Origin of the sequence: Providencia zhijiangensis, assembly GCF_030315915.2 — a bacterium.
Lineage (GTDB): Bacteria > Pseudomonadota > Gammaproteobacteria > Enterobacterales > Enterobacteriaceae > Providencia > Providencia zhijiangensis.
In genome coordinates, this window is sequence record NZ_CP135990.1 from 3,414,266 (window position 1) to 3,439,724 (window position 25,459).

The 25,459-nt window shown below is 45.5% G+C and carries 27 protein-coding genes; 17 read left to right on the top strand and 10 right to left on the bottom strand.

All coding sequences use genetic code 11. The features are described from left to right. Positions 1–50: 50 nt before the first annotated feature. On the bottom strand, positions 51–1,127 hold the full coding sequence (lptG, locus tag QS795_RS15565; protein WP_286269896.1) for an LPS export ABC transporter permease LptG: 1,077 nt from the start codon (positions 1,125–1,127) through the stop codon (positions 51–53). Beyond that, on the bottom strand, positions 1,127–2,224 hold the full coding sequence (lptF, locus tag QS795_RS15570; protein ID WP_181477656.1) for an LPS export ABC transporter permease LptF: 1,098 nt from the start codon (positions 2,222–2,224) through the stop codon (positions 1,127–1,129). The genes lptG and lptF overlap by 1 nt, the downstream gene beginning before the upstream one ends. Positions 2,225–2,500: 276 nt before the next feature. Between lptF and pepA the strand changes: the two genes are divergently transcribed. The 4 genes from pepA (at position 2,501) to QS795_RS15590 (ending at position 8,313) form a co-directional block, all read left to right on the top strand. Continuing rightward, the gene (gene pepA, locus QS795_RS15575) at positions 2,501–4,012 is read left to right on the top strand and encodes a leucyl aminopeptidase (protein ID WP_036949149.1); all 1,512 of its coding nucleotides are present in this window, start codon (positions 2,501–2,503) and stop codon (positions 4,010–4,012) included. Between the two features lie 273 nt (positions 4,013–4,285). Further along, complete coding sequence (locus tag QS795_RS15580) at positions 4,286–4,735, top strand: DNA polymerase III subunit chi (RefSeq protein ID WP_318626616.1); 450 nt, start codon at positions 4,286–4,288, stop codon at positions 4,733–4,735. A gap of 38 nt (positions 4,736–4,773) precedes the next feature. Continuing rightward, complete coding sequence (locus QS795_RS15585; RefSeq protein WP_286270068.1) at positions 4,774–7,644, top strand: valine--tRNA ligase; 2,871 nt, start codon at positions 4,774–4,776, stop codon at positions 7,642–7,644. Between the two features lie 165 nt (positions 7,645–7,809). Continuing rightward, positions 7,810–8,313: a GNAT family N-acetyltransferase gene (locus QS795_RS15590; RefSeq protein ID WP_132496388.1), complete on the top strand. Its 504-nt coding sequence runs from the start codon at positions 7,810–7,812 to the stop codon at positions 8,311–8,313. Between the two features lie 186 nt (positions 8,314–8,499). Here QS795_RS15590 and QS795_RS15595 read toward each other — a convergent pair whose 3' ends face one another. Both QS795_RS15595 and rraB read right to left on the bottom strand, forming a co-directional pair. Continuing rightward, positions 8,500–8,871, bottom strand: a complete 372-nt coding sequence (locus QS795_RS15595; protein WP_224059396.1) for a DUF6232 family protein — start codon at positions 8,869–8,871, stop codon at positions 8,500–8,502. Between the two features lie 547 nt (positions 8,872–9,418). After that, the gene (rraB, locus tag QS795_RS15600; RefSeq protein WP_036949139.1) at positions 9,419–9,841 is read right to left on the bottom strand and encodes a ribonuclease E inhibitor RraB; all 423 of its coding nucleotides are present in this window, start codon (positions 9,839–9,841) and stop codon (positions 9,419–9,421) included. 162 nt (positions 9,842–10,003) lie between these two features. On the opposite strand from rraB, the gene argF reads away from it, so the two are divergent. After that, positions 10,004–11,029, top strand: coding sequence for an ornithine carbamoyltransferase (gene argF, locus QS795_RS15605; protein ID WP_286269902.1), 1,026 nt, complete (start codon positions 10,004–10,006; stop codon positions 11,027–11,029). A gap of 62 nt (positions 11,030–11,091) precedes the next feature. Here argF and phnX read toward each other — a convergent pair whose 3' ends face one another. Both phnX and phnW read right to left on the bottom strand, forming a co-directional pair. Next, the gene (phnX, locus tag QS795_RS15610) at positions 11,092–11,901 is read right to left on the bottom strand and encodes a phosphonoacetaldehyde hydrolase (RefSeq protein ID WP_286269904.1); all 810 of its coding nucleotides are present in this window, start codon (positions 11,899–11,901) and stop codon (positions 11,092–11,094) included. Positions 11,902–11,925: 24 nt separating this feature from the next. Next, entirely contained in the window at positions 11,926–13,044 is a 1,119-nt protein-coding gene (phnW, locus tag QS795_RS15615; RefSeq protein WP_286269905.1) for a 2-aminoethylphosphonate--pyruvate transaminase, read from the bottom strand. Positions 13,045–13,194: 150 nt separating this feature from the next. On the opposite strand from phnW, the gene phnR reads away from it, so the two are divergent. The 11 genes from phnR (at position 13,195) to nrdG (ending at position 22,924) form a co-directional block, all read left to right on the top strand. Further along, a complete protein-coding gene (phnR, locus tag QS795_RS15620) occupies positions 13,195–13,902 on the top strand; it encodes a phosphonate utilization transcriptional regulator PhnR (protein WP_036949129.1) in 708 nt (235 codons plus the stop codon). A gap of 135 nt (positions 13,903–14,037) precedes the next feature. Further along, positions 14,038–15,051, top strand: a complete 1,014-nt coding sequence (phnS, locus tag QS795_RS15625) for a 2-aminoethylphosphonate ABC transporter substrate-binding protein (protein WP_286270069.1) — start codon at positions 14,038–14,040, stop codon at positions 15,049–15,051. Between the two features lie 7 nt (positions 15,052–15,058). Then, positions 15,059–16,168 (top strand): 2-aminoethylphosphonate ABC transport system ATP-binding subunit PhnT, encoded by a 1,110-nt coding sequence (gene phnT, locus QS795_RS15630; RefSeq protein ID WP_286269907.1) that lies wholly within the window; start codon positions 15,059–15,061, stop codon positions 16,166–16,168. A gap of 1 nt (position 16,169) precedes the next feature. Further along, entirely contained in the window at positions 16,170–17,030 is an 861-nt protein-coding gene (gene phnU, locus QS795_RS15635) for a 2-aminoethylphosphonate ABC transporter permease subunit (protein WP_286269909.1), read from the top strand. A 2-nt stretch (positions 17,031–17,032) separates the two neighbouring features. Continuing rightward, positions 17,033–17,830 carry a 2-aminoethylphosphonate ABC transport system, membrane component PhnV gene (phnV, locus tag QS795_RS15640; protein WP_286269911.1) on the top strand — a complete coding sequence of 266 codons (798 nt, stop codon included), beginning with the start codon at positions 17,033–17,035 and terminating at the stop codon, positions 17,828–17,830. A 93-nt stretch (positions 17,831–17,923) separates the two neighbouring features. Beyond that, positions 17,924–18,073, top strand: coding sequence for a hypothetical protein (locus tag QS795_RS15645; protein WP_165906943.1), 150 nt, complete (start codon positions 17,924–17,926; stop codon positions 18,071–18,073). Positions 18,074–18,088: 15 nt separating this feature from the next. Then, positions 18,089–19,024: an aspartate carbamoyltransferase gene (pyrB, locus tag QS795_RS15650; RefSeq protein WP_154603006.1), complete on the top strand. Its 936-nt coding sequence runs from the start codon at positions 18,089–18,091 to the stop codon at positions 19,022–19,024. 10 nt (positions 19,025–19,034) lie between these two features. After that, positions 19,035–19,499: an aspartate carbamoyltransferase regulatory subunit gene (gene pyrI / locus QS795_RS15655; protein ID WP_036949112.1), complete on the top strand. Its 465-nt coding sequence runs from the start codon at positions 19,035–19,037 to the stop codon at positions 19,497–19,499. Between the two features lie 92 nt (positions 19,500–19,591). Continuing rightward, on the top strand, positions 19,592–19,978 hold the full coding sequence (gene ridA / locus QS795_RS15660; protein WP_036949109.1) for a 2-iminobutanoate/2-iminopropanoate deaminase: 387 nt from the start codon (positions 19,592–19,594) through the stop codon (positions 19,976–19,978). A 327-nt stretch (positions 19,979–20,305) separates the two neighbouring features. Then, on the top strand, positions 20,306–22,444 hold the full coding sequence (gene nrdD / locus QS795_RS15665) for an anaerobic ribonucleoside-triphosphate reductase (RefSeq protein WP_108478832.1): 2,139 nt from the start codon (positions 20,306–20,308) through the stop codon (positions 22,442–22,444). Positions 22,445–22,459: 15 nt separating this feature from the next. Beyond that, the gene (gene nrdG / locus QS795_RS15670) at positions 22,460–22,924 is read left to right on the top strand and encodes an anaerobic ribonucleoside-triphosphate reductase-activating protein (protein ID WP_154603010.1); all 465 of its coding nucleotides are present in this window, start codon (positions 22,460–22,462) and stop codon (positions 22,922–22,924) included. 12 nt (positions 22,925–22,936) lie between these two features. Here nrdG and QS795_RS15675 read toward each other — a convergent pair whose 3' ends face one another. Together QS795_RS15675 and bhsA are read right to left on the bottom strand one after the other, a co-directional pair. After that, positions 22,937–23,374: a YhbP family protein gene (locus QS795_RS15675; protein WP_154603011.1), complete on the bottom strand. Its 438-nt coding sequence runs from the start codon at positions 23,372–23,374 to the stop codon at positions 22,937–22,939. 180 nt (positions 23,375–23,554) lie between these two features. Then, on the bottom strand, positions 23,555–23,806 hold the full coding sequence (bhsA, locus tag QS795_RS15680; RefSeq protein WP_154603012.1) for a multiple stress resistance protein BhsA: 252 nt from the start codon (positions 23,804–23,806) through the stop codon (positions 23,555–23,557). Positions 23,807–24,106: 300 nt separating this feature from the next. On the opposite strand from bhsA, the gene QS795_RS15685 reads away from it, so the two are divergent. Beyond that, complete coding sequence (locus QS795_RS15685) at positions 24,107–24,415, top strand: GIY-YIG nuclease family protein (protein WP_154628810.1); 309 nt, start codon at positions 24,107–24,109, stop codon at positions 24,413–24,415. Here the strand turns inward: QS795_RS15685 and QS795_RS15690 are convergent. Beyond that, on the bottom strand, positions 24,388–24,891 hold the full coding sequence (locus QS795_RS15690) for a GNAT family N-acetyltransferase (RefSeq protein ID WP_036949091.1): 504 nt from the start codon (positions 24,889–24,891) through the stop codon (positions 24,388–24,390). The genes QS795_RS15685 and QS795_RS15690 overlap by 28 nt on opposite strands. After that, positions 24,885–25,409 (bottom strand): ubiquinone anaerobic biosynthesis accessory factor UbiT, encoded by a 525-nt coding sequence (gene ubiT, locus QS795_RS15695; RefSeq protein WP_181477668.1) that lies wholly within the window; start codon positions 25,407–25,409, stop codon positions 24,885–24,887. The genes QS795_RS15690 and ubiT overlap by 7 nt, the downstream gene beginning before the upstream one ends. Between the last annotated feature and the right edge of the window lie 50 nt (positions 25,410–25,459).

Below are 25,459 nucleotides of genomic sequence, written 5' to 3' on the forward strand. Positions count from 1 at the left end.
CTGTAAAATCATTCGATTCTACAGCCTTTTTCCAATTTAAAGGGAATGGACTATTTTCGTTTAACTAACAAGAAGATACTCACGCCCAAGAACAGTATACTCGGCAACGCTGCCGCCAGCACTGGCGGAATGGAATAGACCAAACTCCAGTTACCAAAACCTTGGTTTAAGATGTAGAACAAGAAGCCGCCCACAATCCCTGAAATCACACGCACGCCCATCGGCACCGTACGCAGAGGACCGAAGATAAAGGAAACCGCCATCAACATCATGACTGCCGCAGAAAGTGGCGCTAGGATTTTTTGCCACATACTCAGCTGATAAACCGAAGCAACTTGCCCGCTCTCTTTCAAATAGGTGATGTACTGATACAGGCCACGAATTGAAAGTGAATCCGCATTCAGGGAAACGATACCTAATTTCTCTGGGGTTAAATTGGTTTTCCAATCATAGGTTAAACGCTGTGAGCCCGTGATTTTTTGCTGGCTACCCAAGATAGATTCTTGAACTTGAGATAACACCCACAGTTTTTTATCTGCATCATAAGTTCCGCGAGCGGCAAACATTACAGACTGTAATTTGCGATGGTCATCGAAGCGATAAATAGAAACATCTTGGATGGTGCTCGCATCTTTAATGCGCTGGATATAGATAAAATCATGGGCATCTTTTGCCCACATACCTGAATCCGTAACCACCAAAGAACTACCAACAATTTTCTCTGCACGGTAGTTACGCGCCCACTGCTCGCCCGCAGGTGCAATCCACTCCCCCATGATCATCGTAACGATAACCAATGGAATCGCTGTTTTCATCACCGACATCGCAATTTGCAAACGGGTAAAACCCGACGCTTGCATCACCACCAGTTCACTACGGGAAGCTAACGCGCCTAATCCCAACAATGCACCCAATAATGCCGCCATTGGGAAGAAAATATCGATATCTTTGGGAACGGTTAATAAGGTGAAAACCCCTGCGCTCATCGCCGTGTAATCACCGTCACCCACTTTGCGAAGCTGCTCGACAAATTTGATGATCCCTGAAAGGGAAACCAACAAAAACAACGTCATCAAAATCGAATTGAGGATGGTTCGACCGATATACCTATCTAAAACACCAAACATCAGGCAACCCCTCTGGTCAACTTAGCACGCATTTTGCGCATTGGTACGGTATCCCATAAATTCAGTATCACTGCTAACAGCAAGTAACCGAAGTTAACCGCCCACATCGCATATTTAGGGTCGACATCCCCTTTGTCTGCGCTATTACGTAACGTACTTTGTAATAAGAAGAAAATCAGGTACAGCAACATGGCAGGGATCATACTGAGTACGCGCCCTTGACGTGGGTTCACTTCACTCAGCGGCACGACCATCAACGCCATCACGACCACAGAGAACACAATGGTTAGACGCCAGTGAAATTCAGCATTGACCTCAGGATTACTTTCATTCCACAGCTGCATCATGGTTTTCTGTTCCACTTTATCCGTACTGACATCCGTGGCTTTATGGTCAACAACGGCTTGGTAATTCACGAAATCGGTGATGCGGAAATCTCTCAGCATTGCCGTGCCTTCGTAGCGAGTACCTTGGTCTAGCACCACCATCTGGCGGCCATATTCGTCTTCTTTCATATAACCGCTATCCGCAACCACAACGGAAGGACGTTGTTCGTTGGCAGTACGCAACTGAGCTAAGAAAACATTTTTAAAATCATTGCCTTTAACTTCACCGATATACAACACAAAGTTGCCATCTTTGGTGGTTTTAAACTGCCCTTCCACCATCGCCGCTAAACCGGGGTTGGCTTTTGCATCCGCCAATACTTGCTCTTGATACTGAGATGACCAAGGCAACATCCAAGTAATATTGGCAACGGCGACTAAGGCGGTTAATGCGGCAAGTACCAGCGCCGCTTTCACAAGCACACTTTTACCCAGACCGCAGGCATGCATCACAGTAATTTCGCTTTCTGTGTACAATTTGCTGTAAGTCATCAATAGCCCAAGAAATAGGCTTAAAGGTAAGATAAGTTGCGCCATCTCCGGCACACCTAATCCTAATAATGGAAGAACTAAATTCGAAGGAATATTCCCCTGAACCGCGGCACCTAAGATGTCGATGGACTTTTGACTAAAAAAGATAAGCAGCAGGACAAAAAGTATCGCCAGCTGGCTTTTCAGGGTTTCCCGAACCAAATATCGAATAATGATCACGCTTATTACGCCTGTGAAAACTTGTCTTTTGGGATGAAAATGGCTAAGTTCGTTCTATGACAGCCATTTACTAAAATATACTCTGGTTTATTGTTTGGCTAGAATGATATAAAAGCATTATCTATACTAAGTGCTATATCGGAATATGCTTAATATAAGCGAAACTAGGTATTTGCTCAATTTAACACAAAGAGTTCATTCTCTATAAGCCAGATCATGCGAAAGGCTAATTTTAACTGGAGCATCGACCTTTGTCTTTAAGATTCAGGAGAACGCATGGAGTTTAGTGTAAAAAGTGGTAGCCCGGAAAAACAACGTAGTGCTTGTATCGTTGTCGGAGTCTTTGAACCACGCCGTCTGTCCCCTATCGCTGAACAGCTGGACAAAATTAGTGACGGATATATCAGCGCCCTGCTGCGCCGCGGTGAGCTTGAAGGTAAAGTAGGTCAATCCTTGCTGCTGCATCATGTGCCTAACGTTCTATCTGAGCGTATTTTACTGATCGGTTGCGGTAAAGAACGTGAACTCGATGAGCGTCAATTTAAACAAATCATTCAGAAAACGATCAGCACTCTGAATGAAACTGGCTCAATGGAAGCCGTTTGTTTCTTGACTGAGTTACATGTGAAAGGTCGCAATAACTACTGGAAAGTTCGCCAAGCAGTTGAAACAGCGAAAGAGTCCCTGTATGTCTTCGATCAACTGAAAAGCAACAAAACCGAACACCGCCGTCCACTGCGTAAACTGGTCTTCAATGTACCAACACGCCGAGAACTGACTAGCGGTGAACGTGCTATCGCCCACGGTTTAGCTATCGCCTCTGGCGTTAAAGCCGCTAAAGACTTGGGTAACATGCCGCCAAATATCTGTAACGCTGGCTATTTAGCGTCACAAGCTCGTCAACTGGCAGACATTTCTGACAGCAAACTGACCACTCGTGTGATCGGCGAAGAGCAAATGAAAGAGCTGGGCATGAACGCGTACTTAGCAGTGGGTCAAGGTTCTCAGAACGAATCTCTGATGTCCATCATGGAGTACAAAGGCAACCCAGATCCAGAGTGCAAGCCAATTGTCCTCGTCGGTAAAGGTTTAACCTTCGACTCAGGCGGTATTTCTATCAAGCCAGCTGATGGCATGGATGAGATGAAATACGACATGTGCGGTGCAGCGACCGTTTACGGCGTCATGCGCTTTATCACTGATCTGCAACTGCCAATTAACGTCGTCGGTGTACTGGCTGGCTGTGAAAACATGCCGGGTGGACACGCATATCGTCCGGGTGACGTCCTAACCACGATGTCTGGTCAAACTGTTGAAGTGTTAAACACGGATGCGGAAGGTCGTTTAGTCCTGTGTGATACCCTGACTTACGTTGAGCGTTTCGATCCAGAACTGGTTATCGATATCGCCACATTAACAGGCGCATGTGTGATTGCTTTAGGTAGCCACTACACTGGTTTAATGTCCAACCACAACCCACTAGCTCATGAGCTGTTAAATGCATCAGAGCAAGCTGGCGACCGTGCTTGGCGCTTACCATTAGCTGACGAATACTATGAGCAAATCAGCTCTAACTTTGCTGATTTAGCGAACACAGGTGGTCGTCCGGGTGGTGCAATTACCGCAGGCTGCTTCTTAGCACGCTTTACGGGTAAATATAACTGGGCTCACTTGGATATCGCTGGTACTGCATGGCGTTCAGGCAAAGCTAAAGGAGCAACCGGTCGTCCGGTTTCTATGTTAGCTCAGTTCTTACTGAACCGCGCTGGCTTAAATGGTGACGAGTAATTTCGATTACGATTAAAAATCGCCATTGATTAAGTTGTAATTATAATATCCCGATGAGCAGGTTCTGCGATTCGGGATATTGTTTTTTCAATAGGTATCAGCAAGTTATACGCCTCAGAACACACGTCCATTAAGCCATTTTGAGGCAGCTATAAAAAAGTATATAATTCAACACAGATTTAATCTTGCTGCGACCTTGGGAACATACATAAGCATGCGACCGACGCGAGAGTCCGTAGCCAACACCCCTACAAATTGAAGTATGACGGGTATATGAAAAAAGGTACATTCTACTTACTTGAGCAACCCTCCCCACAAGCGGAATACGAAGCCCACGAATGGCTCGCTTGTGAACTTGCTGCACAAGCGTGGCGCAACGGAAAACGCATTCTGATTGCCTGCGAGGATCAGCTGCAAGCGGAAAAAATGGATGAGGCGCTTTGGCAAAGGGATCCTCACCAGTTTGTACCCCACAATTTGGCGGGGGAAGGCCCTCGTTATGGTTCGCCGATCGAAATTTGCTGGCCAAATAAACGCGGCAATACACCTCGCGATATCCTGATTAATTTACAAAGCCAATTCGCAGATTTTGCAACGGCTTTCCATGAAGTGATAGACTTCGTGCCTATCGATGAAACTTTAAAACAGTTGGCGCGTGACCGGTATAAAACTTACCGGAGCGTCGGCTTCAATTTGACCATGGCGACGCCGCCAACTTACTGAACACAAAGATAAAAATGGAAAAGAAACCAGACAACGCAATGATCGAGCCATCCCTCGACAAAACTTATAACCCAGCGGAAATCGAACAGTCCCTGTATACCCACTGGGAAAAAAGCGGTTACTTCCGTCCGAACGGTGATACCTCAAAAGACAGTTTCTGCGTCGTGATCCCACCGCCGAACGTCACAGGTAGCCTGCACATGGGTCACGCCTTCCAACAAACCATTATGGATACCATGATCCGTTACCAGCGTATGCAAGGGAAAAACACCCTATGGCAGACGGGTACTGACCACGCGGGTATCGCAACTCAAATGGTGGTTGAGCGTAAAATTGCGGCTGAAGAAGGTAAAAACCGCCATGACTACGGTCGTGATGCGTTCATCGACAAAATCTGGGAATGGAAAGCGGAATCTGGCGGCACTATCTCTCAACAAATGCGCCGTTTAGGTGACTCTGTTGACTGGGATCGCGAACGCTTCACCATGGACGAAGGCTTATCTAAAGCCGTTAAAGAAGCTTTCGTTCGTATGTACAAAGAAAACTTAATCTATCGCGGCAAGCGTCTGGTTAACTGGGATCCGAAACTGCACACCGCAATTTCTGATCTGGAAGTTGAAAACCGCGAAGTTAAAGGTTCTATGTGGCACCTGCGTTATCCGCTGGCTGACGGCGCGAAAACCGCTGAAGGGAAAGACTATTTAGTGGTTGCGACCACGCGTCCAGAAACCATGCTGGGTGATACCGGTGTGGCAGTTAACCCTGAAGATCCACGCTATAAAGATTTAATTGGCAAAGAAATTATCCTGCCAATCGTCAATCGCCGCATTCCAATCGTAGGTGATGAACACGCCGATATGGAAAAAGGCACCGGCTGCGTGAAAATCACCCCAGCCCATGACTTCAACGACTACGAAGTCGGTAAACGTCACCAACTGACCATGATCAACATGATGGACTTAGATGGTAACGTTCGTAACGAAGCGGAAGTGTTCGACACCAACGGCAACCCGAGCACCGATTACAGCAGCGAAATTCCAGCAGCCTACCGTGGCATGGAGCGTTTCGCAGCACGTAAAGCTATCGTCGCTGAATTTGAACAATTAGGTTTACTGGTCGAAGTCAAACCTCACGATTTAACCGTACCTTACGGTGACCGTGGTGGCGTGGTTATCGAGCCAATGCTGACTGACCAATGGTACGTGCGCACCGCGCCTTTAGCAAAAGACGCTATCAAAGCCGTTGAAGATGGTCGCATTCAATTCGTTCCGCGCCAATACGAAAACATGTATTTCTCTTGGATGCGTGATATCCAAGACTGGTGTATTTCTCGTCAATTATGGTGGGGTCACCGTATTCCTGCTTGGTATGACGACAAAGGCAATGTTTACGTGGGTCGTGATGAAGACGAAGTTCGCCGCGAAAATAACTTAGGTGCCGATGTAGCACTGCGCCAAGATGACGACGTATTAGATACATGGTTCTCTTCCGGTCTGTGGACATTCTCAACCTTAGGCTGGCCAGAAAATACCGATGCGCTGAAAACTTTCCATCCAACGGATGTATTAGTCAGTGGCTTCGATATTATTTTCTTCTGGATTGCCCGTATGATCATGATGACCATGCATTTCATTAAAGATGAAAATGGCGAACCTCAAGTTCCGTTTAAAACCGTGTATATGACTGGACTTATCCGCGATGAAGAAGGTCAGAAAATGTCTAAATCCAAAGGGAACGTTATCGACCCACTGGATATGATCGACGGTATTTCATTGGAAGCCTTACTGGAAAAACGTACTGGCAACATGATGCAGCCACAACTGGCTGAGAAAATTGCTAAGCGTACTCGTAAAGAGTATCCAGACGGCATTGAAGCACACGGTACTGATGCCCTGCGCTTTACCTTAGCGGCGCTGGCATCAACGGGTCGCGATATCAACTGGGATATGAAACGTCTGTCCGGTTACCGTAACTTCTGTAATAAATTATGGAATGCGAGCCGCTTCGTTCTGATGAACACCGAAGGCCAAGATTGCGGTCAAAACGGTGGCGAAATGAGCTTCTCATTGGCTGATCGCTGGATCATGGCGCAGTTCAACCAAACCGTGAAAGCGTACCGTGAAGCGTTAGATACTCACCGTTACGATATCGCAGCAGGTATTCTGTATGATTTCACCTGGAATGAATTCTGTGACTGGTACTTAGAGCTGTCTAAACCTGCGGTTCATAAAGGTAATGAAGCCCAAGTTCGTGCGGCGCGTTTCACCCTGATTGAAGTACTGGAAGGCTTACTGCGTCTGGCTCACCCAATCATTCCATTTATCACCGAAACCATCTGGCAGCGCGTGAAAGTGGTGAAAGGGATTGAAGCTGACACCATCATGCTGCAAGCATTCCCAGAGTTCGATGCCGCGAAAGTGGATGAGCTGGCACTGAGCGATTTAGAGTGGATTAAAGAAACCATCGTTGCTGTACGTAATATTCGTGCAGAAATGAACATCGCTCCGGGTAAACCACTGGAAGTTATGCTGCGTAGCACCTCTGCGGATGTGGCTCGCCGTGTCACTGAGAACGAAAACTTCCTTCGTTCAATGGCGCGTTTAGCAAGCATTCGCGTGCTGGCTGAAGGCGAAGAAGCCCCAGTTTCTGTGACTAAATTAGTTGCAGGTGCTGAAGTGCTGATCCCAATGGCAGGACTGGTCGATAAAGACGCTGAGCTGGCTCGTTTAGATAAAGAGCTGGAAAAAGTGGTAAAAGAAATTGATACCATCGAAAGCAAGCTGGCAAACGAAGGCTTTGTAAGCCGTGCCCCTGCTGCCGTGGTTGAGAAAGAGCGTGCACGTTTAGCGGAAAATATCGAAGCGAAAGCGAAGATTGAAGCGCAAAAAGTGACTATCGCCTCTTTATAATCATTAAGCTTTAAATCTCTAGCCCTGACTCGTCGCCGATGAGTTAGGGCTTTTTTGTATTCTGAGTATTGAAAAGCCTAGGAAGATACTCAATATCATAATTATTGCACAAGTAAATAGTGCAATTAAAAAATATAAATAATACAAATAGAAAGAGATATTCTTATGACAACAAGCACAACCTCAACCGTTCAAGTTCGTTTAATTCAACCTCAAGATAACCCAGGGATCGCCGCTGTTATTCGTGAAGTTTCCGCTGAACATGGGCTAACAGCAGATAAAGGCTTCGCAGTTGCGGATCCTATTTTAGACACGCTGTATGAAGTGTATAGCAAGCCACGCAGCGCATATTGGGTGGTGGAAATGGACGGTAAAGTGGTTGGCGGTGGCGGCATTTCACAAGTCGCCGGTGGAGATGAACACACCGCTGAATTACAAAAAATGTATCTCTCTTCTGTACTGCGCGGAAAAGGTTTAGCCAAGCAAATCGTCTTAATGTCTTTGGAATTTGCTAAGCAGCAAGGCTATACCCGCTGTTACTTGGAAACCACCAAAGAGTTACAAGCTGCCATCAAATTGTATGAAAAACTGGGCTTCGATTTTATCGACGAACCATTAGGCAATACGGGCCATAGTGACTGCGAAATTCGTATGCTAAAAGCGCTGTAATGTTCATTGAATATGTGATGAAAAAGCTAGAAGACTGATATATAAAAAAGCACTGACGATATTCTCATTCAGTGCTTTTTTTTATTTTTCAATTCAGCTAACCAGCCATTAAACTAAATGAAAAATCTGAGGATAAAATCATTTTTATCAATAATGAAGATTGCCTTAGTGAAAAACTCGCTTTCATCATCCTCGATGAATAATTGCATTATTTAATGCATTAATAACATCATCGATGTATTTTCGATCCTTACTTGATAATGCTTGAGATTCACCTGATGCGCTGTTTAAAAAAACAATATATTCTGGCTTAATCGCTCTAAACCACAATACACCTAAAATAATTAAAATAGCACCAACCAAGAAACTAGTTGCAGTTCCATTTATTAGAGCAATTGCACCAATAATGCACATAATGATAGGTGCTACTTTAGAAGGGTTCGTTTCTCCACGTTTAACCGAAGTCACTCCATTCATGGCATATGTTGTTGATCCCACAATAAACCTTGAATTAGTAATGCTAACATTACCATTACTATAAAAATCTTTTTCTTCCATTTCATCCATCCATATAAAAATTAATAATCATTTTTTTGCATTCGGATTATATTCGATAACACATGAAAACATAAGCGATATTAATATTTAAATTTAATCTGCTTGTTAATACAGGCTAAAATCACCCTCATGCATTGAAAACAAACTGAATGCAACCATAAAAACAATAAATATAATTTATTATTTCTATTCGCAATCAAAAATATAAAATTTTTATTCTATATATGATGAAGACAAGATTAATAACCTTCTCATTTTTAAAATACGAATAAGCTTTTCGTCAAATAGCCCTAAAAATGAGATTAAAACTGACAAGCATGCAATAAGACTTCCCACTCAACAAAGTCAATTTGCTATACAATGATAATGAATTGTTTTTTAAAATTATTTTTGACAACCAATACAATAATCGACGTTATATATTCTGAATGCCAACATCAACAATATGGCTGACATAAAAACAAAAAGCACTGACGATATTCTCAATCAGTGCTTTCTTATCTTTCAATTCAGCGGTATTACCGCTTATTGAAATTTGAAGGATCAATTAGTGAACGCGATTTTCGGACTCATCGTCCCCTTCGTCGTCACCGTCTTCATCATCGTATTCTGCGTCTGGATCTTCAAAATAGGTGCCCCAACCATCGTAGTTCACACCGATTTTTTCTGCTAATTTCATTAACTGCTCAACTTGCGCGTCGATCAGTTCTGCATTTAACGCACTTTCGCTGATCACATCGCAACACATCAGGGTTTCACCGGTTTCAATTTCCAGTTCTTCCGCATCAGTCACTTCATAACCCAGTTTGAATGCTTCAACAGCCGCTTTTTCTAACAATTCAAAATTGTCCGCAGAGAAGTGATGCTCAATCGCGTACAGCGCATCAGGATCACTTCCATCTTCCAGTAACTCTTCAATGATCAGGCGAGTTTCTTCGTACTGCGCATCAAATTCAGCTTTATCTACCATCTCCACACCCCTTGTTCCGTGGTATTAGTCTCCGGCTCATTCTCCCATAGGGTCGAGGGTGAAACCATACCTAATGAAATAATTTCTTTTGCTTGAGGGGTTGATTTTGAATTTTTATGAATATAAATTGAATATTAATTCAATTATAAAAGGCTGTAATTTATGAACCCCCTACATGGAAAGCATTTTTTAAGATTATTGGATTTTACCTCTAACGATATTCATGCATTATTAAAACTCTCCACTTGGTTAAAATCAGCCAAAAAATCTGGCACTGAGCCACCTTTATTAGCTGGTAAGAATTTTGCGCTGATCTTCGAGAAAGATTCCACACGGACGCGCTGTGCATTTGAAGTCGGCGCTTTCGATCAAGGGGCGAGAGTCACCTATCTTGGCCCATCAGGCAGCCAAATTGGGCACAAAGAAACCATGAAAGATACCGCCAGAGTGCTGGGTAGAATGTACGATGGAGTGCAATATCGGGGTTACGCACAAAGCACCGTCGAAACATTAGCACAGCATGCGGGAGTGCCTGTCTGGAATGGATTAACTAACGAATTCCATCCCACACAGTTATTAGCCGATTTGCTTACCATTCAAGAACATAAGCTCGACACGCCACTTTCTCAAATTAAGTTCGCTTATTTAGGGGATGCGCGCAATAACATGGGAAACTCCATGTTAGAAGCCGCTGCATTAACGGGCATGGAGCTGCGTTTAGTGGCACCGAAAAGCTGCTGGCCAGAGGCTGAATTAGTTGAAGAGTGCCAGAAAATCGCTAAAACTACTGGCGGAAAAATCATTCTGACGGAAAACGTGGCTGAAGGCGTTAAAGACGCCGATTTTCTGTATACCGATGTGTGGGTTTCGATGGGGGAACCTAAAGAAGTGTGGGCACAGCGCATTGCTTTAATGAAGCCGTACCAAGTGAATATGGACGTGGTCAAACTAACTGGCAACCCAGAGGTGAAATTCTTGCACTGCCTACCTGCATTTCATAATGAAGACACCACATTAGGCGCTCAGCTCGCCAAAGAGTTTAATCTTTATGGTGGGCTGGAAGTGACGGAAGAGGTATTTGAATCCCCTTACAGCATCGTATTTGATCAAGCGGAAAACCGTCTGCATACTATTAAAGCGGTGATGGTAGCGACAATTGCGCCTGAATTACCGATAAATATATTCTAAATCTACCGACCAAGTAGGCAGGCGCCCCTACTTGGTCAGTTTGAATGGACACTTAAGTCTAGCTACGGTCTTTCACCTTTTGCCAATCTCACGTTGATTTCATCAATCACACGAGGAAGATCCGACAAGGTATCAATCACATAATGGGCGCCTGCCGCATACAGTTTGTCCGCTGCCTGCTGGCGTAATGGGGAAATATCCCCTTGGCTCATGCTTTGATATTCATCCCATGTTTTACCGAACTCATTACCCGAAATAGCTAACCCAATGCTCCACATTCCCGCATTGCGCCCCTCTTCAATTCCCGGCACCGCATCATCCACCTTCACACAATGGGAGACGGAATTGACCGCCAATTCAATCACATTTTGCAGCGCCATCCACGGCCCTGGACGTCCGCCAGCTGCTAAATCATCACTGGCAATCCAGTAATCAGGCTGATACCCCAATTTCGCGGCTGCTGGAACCAACTTTTCCATTACCGCCCTTGGGTAACCTGAACAAGAACCTATTTTGATCCCCTGCTCACGCAGCGTGGCAATTGCGCTGACAACTCCGTCGATTGGCGCAGCAAAATCGACAACTTTGGCAATCTGTAACGGCATAAACGTTTGGTAGATAGCATCAATATCTTCGCTAGTCATTGAGCGCCCAAACTTTGCCTGCCACATGGCATCAATCTCTGGTAATTTTCCTAACGCTTCAATATGTTGCCATTTTCCTAACCCCATCGGGATACGGGCTTGCGCCAGTGTAATATCCATATCAAACGCGACTTTAAACGCCTCGATAAAAATCTGAGTCGGTGCAAACGAGCCAAAATCCACCGTCGTTCCTGCCCAATCCAAAATAACAGCTTCAATACGGTTCATGATTAATCCTTATTTTCCAATACGTTATTTTGCTAATACCTTGCTTTTCCAATACATGGCATTCTTAATTGCCACCAACAGCGCATCAATATTGTGTGGATACACTTCCCCAATATTGCCAATGCGGAAACAGTCACTCTTTGAAACCTTACCCGGATAGATCACAAACCCTTGAGCCTTGAGCTGCTGATAAAATTGGTTGAACTGATAATCGTCGGCATCTGGCGAGTAAAATGCCGTGATAATCGGCGATTGTTGGCTATCGTCTAATAATGTGCTAAACCCTAACTGACGCATGCCATCCACCAGCTTGCGTTGATTTTGCTGATAACGCTGGAAACGGGCGTTCACACCACCTTCTTGAGCTAGCTCTTTCAAGGCTTGAGCGAAAGCCAGCACCGTGTGTGTTGGGGAGGTAAAGCGCCATTTTCCATGAAATTGTTCCATGCAGCGCCATTGTGCATACAGATCAAGGGATAAGGAACGCGAGCGTCCCGCACATTTTTCCAGTTCACTGGTACGAGCTATCACAAACCCAAACCCCGGAACCCCTTGGATACATTTGTTGGCCGAGCTGATCAGAAAATCAATATTCAGCGCTCCCACATCCAGAGGGATCCCCCCAAAACTGCTCATGGCATCCACGATATAGCGTTTTTGATAGCGTTTAGCTAATACCGCAACGTCCTCGATGGGGTTCAAAATGCCGGTGGTGGTTTCACAGTGCACCATCGCAATATGGCTGATTTGACTATCTTGCTGTAGAAGCTGCTCAATCACCGCCACATCGGGCTTAGCCACTTCACCGCAATCATAAACATGGTGTGAAATGCCCATTAACTGCGTCATTTCTGCCATTCGGGCACCATAAGCGCCATTGCTGACAATCAGGATTTTATCTTGCGGTGCGAGTACCGAGCCCAGCACCGCTTCTACGGCGTAGCTCCCACTCCCTTGGAGTAATACACTGGTATACCCCGCTTGGGTTGTCGCTAATTCCACTAACTGCTGACGAATACGCTGCACCACACCTAAGTTGTAATCATCATCCCATGTACAGCTATCAAACAGCATGGCCTCTTTCACGGTTTGTGACGTGGTCAAAGGCCCCGGCGTTAACAGCAGATATTGATTCATTGTCATTTAAATTCACCATTGGTCTATACCAGATTGATATTATAATGACGGCAGATGAACAAGAAGGTCAAAGGAAAAGACGCCCTGCAACAAAAAATTCATATTGGCGTGTATAATGGATAAAAAATTTTGCGACGAAAAACGGATACATTATCGATGGATGAACAGCCACAGTACCTTCTTATCAAAGCGCAATTACAAGCAAGAATTCAGAGCGGTGCGCTAAAAAGTGGTGATAAACTGCCCTCTGAGCGTGAACTGTGTGCCATCTTCAATACCACTCGCGTCACTATTCGAGAAAGCTTGGCACAGCTAGAATCTAGCGGTGCAATTTACCGTTCTGAGCGCCGAGGCTGGTTTGTGACGCCCGAGCGTTTATGGCTCGATCCAACGCAAAATACCAACTTCCATAAACTGTGTTTAGAACAAGGTCGTCAGCCCAAAACCAAGCTGTTAGAGGGGAAAGTTGTCACCGTGCCTGTCGAAGCCATGACGCCACTGCAATTGCAGCCTTTCGAACAAATCTACCTACTCACTCGCCTGCGTTATGCAGACGATCGCCCCGTCTGCTACAGCGAAAATCACTGTCTTCCCGCTCGTGTACCGGAGCTATTAAGCCATGACCTGAATGGCAGCCTCACCGAAGTGTATGAGCAGCAATATGATTTGATTTACACCAGCATGCACTTATCGTTTTATCCCACTGCCATGCCACCGCAGGCGGCCAGCGCATTAGGGGTTGCAGTCGGTCGCCCAGCCCTGTTATTGCAACGTTTGAACTACGATCAGCACGGGCGAATTTTGGACTATGATGTGGAATATTGGCGTCATGACAGCCTGCGCATTGAGGTCGATACCCTCTAACTTTCACTTCAAAAATAAATTTTTGCTTTCTCGGTAGATTTCATTTTTCTGTCATATAAACCCGTTAGCGTAAAAACACTGGTATATACCAGATAACTTTAACGACTAACTGGAGATCTGGAGATGAAACGTAAAATGAAACCTACCCCTCTTGCCGTATTGCTCCTTGCCGCCCTAGGTTCGACCTCGGTTTTTGCCGCCCCTGTCGTCACGGTTTACTCCGCAGATGGTCTTCATGATGGCAATAACAGCTGGTATCAGGCTCAATTTGATTCCTTTACTCAGCAAACAGGGATTAAAGTGCAGTACGTCGAAGGCGGCTCCGGTGCCATCGTTGAGCGTTTAGCCAAAGAGCGTACTAACCCACAAGCGGATGTGCTCGTCACCGTTCCCCCGTTTATCCAACGTGCCGCTAAAACCGAATTGCTGGCAAAATTCACGCCGGATGCCGCAGTAAGTATTCCTAACTCAACGGAGTACTACACCCCCATCGTCAATAACTACCTGACCTTTATCTATAACGACAAACTGCTAAAAGCCCCTCCAGCAACGTGGAATGAACTCCTCGACGCCCGTTTTAAGAATAAACTGCAATACTCCACACCAGGGCAAGCAGGAGATGGCACTGCCGTCATGCTTCAAGTGTTCCATAGCTTTGGTGGCAAAGAGGCCGGTTTTGATTACCTCGGAAAATTACAAGCCAACAACGTCGGTCCATCCGCCTCAACAGGGAAATTAACTGCGTTAGTGAACAAAGGTGAACTGTACGTCGCAAACGGCGATTTGCAGATGAACCTTTCCCAAATGGAGCGCAATCCGAACGTGAAAATCTTTTGGCCAGCCGATGAAAAAGGCGAACGCAGCGCACTGGTTCTGCCTTATGTGGTTGGTTTAGTCAATAACGGCCCTGAAACTGAAAATGGCAAAAAGCTGATTAACTTCCTGTTAGACAAACAAGCCCAAAGCCACGTTAGCGAACTGTCATGGGGAATGCCGGTACGCTCAGATTTGACGCCAAACGATCCGCAATTCCACAAAGCCACTGAAACCCTCAAAGGTGTCAAAACATGGCAACCGAATTGGGACGAAGTTGCAGTGTCTCTTTCGAACGATATTACCCGTTGGCACAAAGTGACTGAAAGCGAGTAAGTGAGTTATGTTGATGAAAAGAAAGACAGAAATACCAAGCCAGCGCACTGATCATTCAGGCATTGTGCTGGAATCTTTGCGGGTTTCTTACCATAACAATGTGGTACTCAAGCCGTTATCTCTGACCATCAAACCCGGCGAAATACTGGTGTTGATTGGCCCTTCAGGCTCCGGTAAAACCACCGTATTACGGTCAATTGCGGGCTTTGCACAACCGGATAGTGGACGCATTTTAATGGGTGATACGGATATCACCCACCTCCCCCCGTATCAGCGGGGGCTGGGCATGGTCGTACAGAACTACGCCCTCTTCCCCCATATGAAAGTGGAAGATAATGTCGCCTTTGGCTTACGCGCCCAAAAACAGCCTAAAGCGCTGATCAAAGAGCGCGTGGCAGAGGCATTAAACATCGTCGGAATGAGCGACTATGCCGCCCGTTACCCGCATCAATTATCCGGCGGTCAACAGCAGCGCGTCGCTATCGCCCGCGCCATAGCTGTTCGCCCACGAGTTCTATTGCTCGATGAGCCGTTATCTGCCCTCGATGCGCAAATTCGCCATAATATGGTGGAAGAGATTGCAAGGCTGCACCGCGAATTACCTGAGCTAACCATTTTGTACGTTACCCATGACCAAACTGAAGCCCTCGCTCTGGGGGATAAAATTGGCATCATGAAAGATGGCTATTTGGTGGCTCACGGGGAGAAAAATGCCCTATACCATCGCCCGCCTAACCGCTTTGCGGCCGAGTTTTTAGGGCGCGCCAATATTCTGTCGGCGACCGCTTTGGGCTTTTCTTCCGTGCCAGCCCAAGTCAGTGTGAGCTGTGGCGGTACGCTTATTGAAGCACAAACCCAAGGAATGCAGCACAATAGCCACAAATTAATCTGTATTCGCCCGCAGCATATTAGCCTCACCCCACGTGCAGATACCTCAAACCAGTTACACGCCACCTTACAGTCCATCCGCTGGCAGGGGGATATTACCCACTTACTGTGTGATGTTGCTGGGGAAAAGGTGACGGTCGCTGTTACCCATTTATCCCCGTTACCGCAAGCTGGCGATAAACTCACGCTGTGGTTCTCTCCCTCTGATACTGTGTTGATTGAGGAATAATATGTCGGCTATCAATCTGTCTAAGCCATCATCCATAAACCTAAAACCGTTTTATTGGATAACGCCACCGCTGCTTGTTTTAGCGACGCTATTTTTTTACCCGCTGATGCTGATTGGCGAGCAAGCTATTCAAAGCCCCACAGGCGGCGTAAGCTTAGATACATTCTGGCAAGTAGTTGAGTCAAAAAGGTTTATTAGTGGTTTATTCAATACACTACAAATCGCCTTTTTTGCCACTCTCGGTTGCTTGGTGCTTGGCTCGGTTCTATCCCTGATTTTGGTATTTATTCCTTTTCCTGGAAGCCGTTTTATTACTCAAGTCATTGATACCTTTATCGCACTGCCGACTTTTCTGATCACTCTCGCGTTTACCTTTATTTATGGTTCGGCAGGATTACTTAATGGCACATTAATGGCGCTGTTTGATTTTGAGCTGCCCCCCGTAGACTTTTTGTACTCGATTAATGGCGTGATTTTGGCGGAGATCACCGTCTTTACTCCGCTGGTGATGCGCCCTCTTATGGCGGCACTGCGCCAAATCGATAAAAGCCAGTTAGAAGCCGCCAGTATTTTAGGTGCGCACCCTGCCCGCGTGATCAGCCAAGTGATTTTCCCGGCGGCGCTTCCTGCATTACTCGCAGGTGGCAGCTTGTGTTTGCTGTTGACCACCAACGAATTTGGCATCGTGCTGTTTATCGGAGCAAAAGGGGTCAATACCTTGCCGATGATGGTCTACAGCAAAGCCATTTTAGAATCTGATTACAGCGTCGCGTGCATGATAGCGCTGATTAATATTCTGCTGTCTGTGGGGCTATTTAGCCTATATCGCATGACAACAACCCGTTTCGGAGTGAAAAAATAACCATGTTAATTTGGTCTAAAACTGGGCGAGCCATTTCAACCGCTATCGCCATCACGCTATTTTCTTGCTTGTTTTTGCTGCCATTAGTGATGATTTTAATGTCCAGCTTTAGCCGACAATGGAACGGTATTTTGCCCTCTGGCTTTACCTTCGAACATTTTGTGAATGCGTTTCAAGGGCCTGCATGGGAAGCAATTCTATCCAGCCTGATTATCGGCTTTTGCGCCAGTCTGTTCGCACTGTTTTGCGGTCTGTGGGCAGCCCTTGCTTTACGTCGCCATAGTGCCAAAGTACAAAAATATCTGGGTATCGCGTTCTATTTACCGAGTGCCATTCCATCGGTGTCAATTGGATTGGGGATCTTAGTGGCATTTAGCCAAGGCTATTTGCAGATGAACGGCACTTTCTGGATTGTGTTTTCCGCTCATTTTGTTCTGATTTCCGCATTCACCTTTAGCAATGTCTCCACTGGGTTAACTCGAATTTCCGCGGACATTGAGAATGTGGCATTCAGTTTAGGCGCTTCCCCATGGTATCGCCTGTGCCATGTCACCCTACCGCTGTTGATGCCGTGGATGATCTCCGCTGTGGCCTTGAGCCTGTCTTTGTCCCTCGGCGAGTTGGGTGCCACGATGATGCTGTATCCCCCAGGCTGGGCGACGTTGCCAGTGTCAATTTTCAGCCTTACCGACCGCGGAAATATCGCCAACGGCTCCGCACTGACCATCGTCCTAGTCGCGATCACACTGTTGTTGATGATGAAGTTAGAGAAAGTAGCAAAGAGATTGGGGCAGAGGTAAGGTAAGAAGTAAAAAATTTCATTTTTCTGTTAGCAAACGCTTGCGTCATTGCGCCACACGCGTATAATGCGCCACAATTTGCCGGGAGAAACCATGAACGCTGCTGCTCTATTTTTGAAAGAGAACACCGACACCGCACTGCCATCACGCGGTCAGGACAGCCTGTTTTTCCCCGCCGTATTGATAAAAAAGCCCCTCATTGAGGGGCTTTTTTTTGGCCTACTAGATAGCAAGTCTTGCTGATACAGGAGAATCACGATGCCGAATCCGTTATATCACCGCGACATAATCTCAATTAACGATTTAGATAAAACCGACCTTGAATTAGTTCTTAAAGTGGCCGCTTCATTAAAGCAGCAACCTCAACCAGAGTTTCTGAAGCATAAAGTTATCGCCAGCTGTTTCTTTGAAGCATCGACGCGTACCCGCCTGTCATTCGAAACCGCCATTCATCGTTTAGGGGCATCTGTCGTCGGCTTCTCCGATAGCGCCAATACCTCATTAGGCAAGAAAGGCGAGACGCTTGCAGACACCATTTCCGTTATCAGCCAGTATGTTGATGCGATTGTGATGCGCCACCCACAAGAAGGTGCCGCGCGTTTAGCCAGCCAGTTCTCCGGTTCTGTCCCTATTATCAACGCAGGCGATGGCTCTAACCAGCACCCAACCCAAACCCTGTTAGACCTGTTTACTATCCAAGAAACTCAAGGTCGCTTAGATAACCTGAAAATCGCTATGGTCGGTGACCTGAAATATGGCAGAACGGTGCATTCACTGACTCAAGCGCTCTCGAAGTTTGAAGGTAATCACTTCTACTTTATATCCCCTGAAGTGTTGTCGATGCCGGCTCATATCCTGAATATTCTGGATGAAAAAGGCGCGACTTACAGCCTGCATAACAATGTCGATGAAGTGATCCCTGAAGTGGATATTCTGTATATGACTCGCGTTCAAAAAGAGCGTTTAGACCCATCAGAATATGCCAACGTTAAAGCGCAATTTATTCTGCGCGCTCAAGACCTGCACAGCGCCAAAGACAATTTAAAAGTGCTGCACCCGCTTCCGCGTATCGATGAAATTACCGTGGACGTCGATAGCACCCCTTACGCTTACTACTTCCAGCAAGCAGGGAATGGGATCTACGCGCGCCAAGCGCTGCTGTCTCTGGTATTAAATAAAGAACTGGCAATCTGAGGAGAAGACCATGACACACGACCATAAATTACAAGTTGAAGCCATCCGTTGCGGCACTGTCATCGACCATATTCCTGCTCAAATTGGGTTCAAATTACTGAAGCTGTTTAAGCTCACCAAAACCGATGAGCGCATCACTATCGGGCTGAATTTACCCTCCAGCAATATGGGTAAAAAAGACATTATCAAAATCGAAAATACCTTTTTAACCCCGGAACAAGCTAACCAGTTAGCGATGTATGCACCGGAAGCGACCGTTAATCGTATTGAAGATTATCAAGTAGTCGAGAAATTAGACCTGAAATTACCGGAACAAATCGACAGTGTGCTGGTGTGCCCAAACAGTAACTGTATTAGCCATAATGAGCCCGTTTCCAGCAGTTTCCGCATTAAAAAACGCGCGAAACATGTGGCATTAACCTGCAAATTCTGTGAAAAAGAGTTCGATAGAGACGCCGTGATCAATAATCAGTAAGGTATTTAGGCGTAGACTGCGTCTTTGTGTGGATGCCGTTCCATGTCTATAATAGCGTCCAAGCCCTTTTTTACGTGATAAACGGAGAAATTATGTCATACGAAATCAGCACCGAAAATGCACCAGCCGCTATTGGTCCTTACGTTCAAGGCGTCGATTTAGGCAGTATGGTTATGACTTCAGGTCAAATTCCTGTTGATCCAAAAACCGGTAATGTCCCTGAAGATATCGCAGCACAAACTCGTCAATCACTGGCGAACGTAAAAGCGATTTTAGAAAAAGCAGGTTTGGGCGTTGCCAATATCGTAAAAACTACCGTTTTTGTGAAAGATCTAAATGATTTCGGTACCGTTAACGCCACTTACGAAGAGTTTTTCAAACAACACAATGCGCCATTCCCTGCGCGTTCTTGTGTTGAAGTTGCACGTCTGCCAAAAGATGTGAAAATCGAAATCGAAGCTATCGCAGTACGTAAATAGTTTTCGTCCTTTTATCGTTTCTTAAAAAACTCCCCTCTGATACCTATCAGGCCAAAGGGGAGTTTTTTTATTTTCTCTCATGTTCTCTGCCTATTTTTTCTTTCTTCTCTGCCCTTTTGATATTCATATAAATTATTTTTTTCTTTGTTTTAAATCAAATTACCGTCAGCTAAAAAAAGGCAATATCCTACATATTGTGCTTTAATTAATTCACTAGACACTATATATAGTAAAAATTCACATTTCTTTCACAGGGATGCCCCATACTGATAAAGGATCATGGACGCTATCGCCAGTCCTGTGAGGGATTAAATAAGGAGTATGACAGTGAAAACGGTGGTTATAAAACGAGATGGTTGTCAGGTCAATTTTGATCTCCCACGCATTCAAGAAGCGGTGCGACGTGCAGCCGCTGCGGTGGACGTCAAAGATGATGATTATTGTCTGCAAGTTGCCACGGTTGTCTCTGAGCAGTTGTGCAATCGCGAAAAAGTAGATATCGCTGAGATCCAAGATGCTGTCGAAGACCAGCTCATGTCGGGGCCTTACAAGGATCTGGCTCGAGCCTATATTGAATACCGCCATGACAGAGACAGCGAACGCGAAAAACGCAGCCAACTTACTCACGAGATCCGCGGCCTAATTGAGCAAAGCAACTTATCCTTACTCAATGAAAATGCGAACAAAGACAGTAAGGTGATCCCAACCCAGCGTGATTTACTCGCAGGGATCGTTGCTAAGCATTATGCAAAACAGCATATTTTGCCGCGCGATGTTGTACTTGCTCATGAAAAGGGTGAAATTCACTATCATGACCTCGATTATGCCCCTTTCTTCCCGATGTTTAACTGTATGCTTATCGACCTTGATGGTATGTTAACCAACGGTTTTAAGATGGGAAATGCGGAAATCGAGCCACCAAAATCCATTTCGACTGCCACTGCCGTTACTGCACAAATTATTGCCCAAGTGGCTAGCCATATTTATGGCGGCACCACCATTAACCGCATTGATGAAATTTTGGCGCCTTACGTCGCTATTAGCCATGAAAAGCACTTAAAAGTGGCCAAAGAATGGGGAATTGCTGATGCCGAAGCTTACGCCCAAAGTCGCACTGAAAAAGAGTGTTACGATGCGTTCCAATCCTTAGAGTATGAAGTGAATACACTGCATACCGCGAACGGGCAAACCCCCTTCGTTACCTTTGGCTTTGGATTAGGCACCTCCCAAGAAGCGCGACTGATCCAGCAATCGATTCTCAAAAACCGCATCGCGGGACTGGGCAAAAACCGCAAAACAGCCGTTTTCCCAAAACTCGTGTTTGCCATAAAAGATGGGCTGAACCATAAATATGGCGATCCTAACTACGATATCAAACAGTTAGCCTTAGAATGCGCCAGCAAACGTATGTATCCAGACATCCTCAATTACGATCGCGTGGTTGATGTCACTGGCTCCTTTAAAACACCGATGGGCTGCCGCAGTTTCTTGGGTGTCTATGAAGAAGATGGCAAACAAATTCACGATGGACGTAATAACCTCGGCGTGATCAGCCTGAATTTACCGCGCATCGCGCTGGAAGCTCAAGGTAGCGAAGAGGCATTTTGGGCGCTGCTCGATGAGCGTTTAGCCATCGCCAAAAAAGCTTTAATGACCCGCATTGCGCGCTTAGAAAATGTCAAAGCCCGCGTAGCCCCTATCTTATATATGGAAGGTGCCTGCGGCGTTCGCTTAAAAGCCAATGACAGCGTAGCGGAAATTTTCAAACATGGACGCGCTTCCATTTCATTGGGTTATATTGGATTACACGAAACTATCAATGCCCTATTTGGCACGCAAACTCATGTGTATGACAGCGAGCAATTGCGCGAAAAAGCTGTCGCTATCGTCAATCGTCTACGCCAAGCCACCGACGAATGGAAAGCCCAAACCGGCTACGGTTTCAGCTTATACAGCACGCCGAGCGAAAATCTGTGCGACCGTTTCTGTCGCTTAGATACCGCTGAATTTGGCGTTATTGATGGTGTAACCGACAAAGGCTACTACACCAATAGTTTCCACTTAGATGTGGAAAAACAGGTTAATCCTTACGATAAAATCGATTTTGAACAGCCTTATCCGGCGCTCGCCAATGGCGGTTTTATCTGTTACGGCGAATACCCGAATTTACAGCACAACCTCAAAGCCCTCGAAGATGTCTGGGATTACAGCTATCAGCATGTTCCTTACTATGGCACCAACACGCCAATCGACGAATGCTATGATTGCGGTTTTTCCGGTGAATTTTCCTGTACTAGCAAAGGCTTTACCTGCCCAGCTTGCGGCAACCACGATACTAACCGTGTTTCCGTGATCCGCCGTGTCTGTGGCTACTTAGGCAGCCCAGATGCACGACCGTTTAATGCGGGTAAGCAAGAGGAAGTGAAGCGCCGTATCAAGCACTTGGGTAATGGACAGCTCGGTTAACAGCGGATAAATGCCATGAATTATCACCAATATTATCCTGTGGATGTGGTTAATGGACCCGGTACCCGCTGCACATTATTTGTCTCGGGCTGCGTTCATCAGTGCCGAGGCTGCTATAACCAAAGCACATGGCGAGTGGATTCCGGTATCCCTTTTACTCAAGAGATGGAAGACCAAATTATCCAAGATTTGCAGGATACGCGTATTCGCCGCCAAGGGCTCTCCCTCTCTGGGGGGGATCCTTTGCATCCTGCCAACTTGCCTGCCATTCTAGCGTTAGTGAAGCGAGTGAAAGCCGTCTGTCCAGATAAGGATATCTGGATGTGGACAGGCTATAAATTGGATGAGTTGACACTAGAACAGCAAAAAGTGGTGAGTTTGATCAATACATTGATTGATGGAAAGTTTGAACAAGAACGGTATGACCCCGCGCTGCTATGGCGCGGTAGCAGTAACCAAGTTATTCATCGACTGCGTTAAGCTTTACGAGACCTAAGCTTCATGTAACCAATGTAATTTGGTACCAAACCCCAGCGTATTATCCACCATTTTCACCGTCTGTAATTGGAGCTGCCAAATCGGCAACTTCGCCTCTAAGGCGACAGGAAATCGCTGGCAATAAAATGCTTTCTGTACATCCGCTTCTTCACCAGCAAATTGGCGAATTTCTCCCACAAATTGAATACCTTGAATTTTGCCCACTTGCTTAGTTTGTGCGGAGATAGTCCCTGCCACACGAGGATTTTCCTGCATTAATTGACCGTGCTGCGAATCGGGGGATGTCATAAAAACCAAACGCATATTTTGGCGGTCAAAGGCGTAGTAGCAACTGGCAGCCCAAATATCATCTTGGTGAGAGGTAAACAGAGAAAAAACGTGTTGGCGAGCAATATAGCGCTGGATGTGTTGTAAGGTGTTTTCGGGTGTCATTGCGAATGTCCATGTTAGACCGTTCAGAACACGCCCATAAAAATGGCTGGGCGTGCTTAAGCTGTTCTGAACGTTATCTGTACTTAGTTCGCACTACTATAACTTACTCATTCGAATTGCACCTAACATAAGGTTCTATATCAACAATGCTAACATTCGAAGTTACTACTCTAAATCTTTCTACTTATAGATAGCTGCAGTACCATTCATCTCATTCTCACCGCTTGCAGAAATCACACGGAAAGATTTTGCGCCAGCTTCATCAGCTTTTTTGGCTAATTGTGCAGTCAGGTCATTTACACTTGCAGCACCACTTACAGACACATAACCAACTGCTGGCTCACTAGCTTGTCTAACTTCTTCAGCCGCCATTGAACCAAATGATACAGCACCTAAAGCTAAAGCAGCAGCAAATAATGTTGATTTTTTCATGGTAAACTTCCTCATTGTATGTTTGATATTTACAGGGGTTTTTTCGTGTTCCCCTGTGATATGGATCATACTATGCCCTTTATTTTGAGATGAAAATTAGCTAATTTTGCTATAGTTATTCAAAATAATTGAACAACAACCTATGTTGAGGTTACAAATTTGTGACAGGTTTATATCATTTTTTATTTATAATTTAGTATGTTATAAACTTTATGATCCGCGAGAAAATTCGCTGGAAGCCAACTAAATTCTCCTTATAAATCAGCACAGAATGCTAAATTCAGTGACAAGAAAAACAAAATGACACAGCAAAATTGGTCGCTTTACTTAATTCGGCAGAAAAATAACGCGTTATATTGTGGGATCACCACCGATGTTCAGCGGCGTTTTCAACAGCATGAAGCGGGAACTGGTGCCAAGGCACTAAAAGGTAAAGCGCCTTTGACCCTCGTTTTTCATTGTACTGCGGGGGATCGTTCTGAAGCATCTCAATTAGAATATCGAGTTAAGCAATTGAGTAAGCAGGCAAAAGAAAGGCTGGTCACTGACCAGCCTGATGATTTACAGCATTATTTAGCGGCTTACACATTGTCAAAATGCGATGAGTAAGTGACTTCACCTTTATGCTGGTCAATGGCGCCATTTTCGAGTCCGTAGACAAGAAAATGTTTCTGTAGACTTGGCCATTGGCAACGTAATTCATGGTTGGAAGCGGGTTCGAAACCAAAACGCCCGTAGTAACCCTCATCACCGAGAACGACGACAGCCCCATAACCAAATTCATTTAGGCTATCTAACCCTTCATAAACCAATTTTTCCGCGATACCTTGGCCTTGATAGGCTTTTTTAACGGCTAATGGGGCGAGTCCTACCCATTGAACATCTTCACCATTCACATCAACCGGGGTAAACCCGACATAGCCAATAACTTCGCCATCATCGTTGGTTGCCACCACACCGAGGGTCAATAACCCATCTTCACGCAGGTGCTGAACAAGATCTGCCTCCCCTTCAGTTGGGAAGGTTTCACGTAATAGCGTGTCGATACCCATGGCATCAACCGGGATTTCTACACGTATCAGCATGAGGTTAACACAGGCGTTTTATGCTCTGCGTCCTCACTGTCTTGTACTGATTTAATCACATCAGCGAGCTGTAATAGACCAAAACGCAGCGGCGCAGGCATATTTTCAATTTCGAAGGCATCCATCAGGTTTTTAACATACAAACCTAATTCAGTATCCCCTTCAATCACCAAACGGCGTTGGAAAAAGAGCGTATCGGGATCTTCTTTGCGGGCTGCGATCAATACCAGATCATTGGCATTGCCGCTGACACTGACATCCGGTTCAGCCTGCTTTTGTACCACCAGCTGACCGTCTTGTAAGCTGATAAACCAAACAAGCTCTAAATCTCGGATCTCAACTTTCAGCCATTTCCCTTCCAGAAAATCGAGTTCGCCTTCTTTAACAGATTCACGAAACTGCCAACTTAATAGTTGTTCGAGTATTTGACGCTGTACGACAAATGGGGTCACTTTCAATGGAAACTTCAAAAATGAAGGGCCTTGAGTGATCAGTTGAGAACGAATTTTACCAAACACAGTACTAACTCCCGTATCAATTATCTGTCCACTATGCATAACTACTGGTT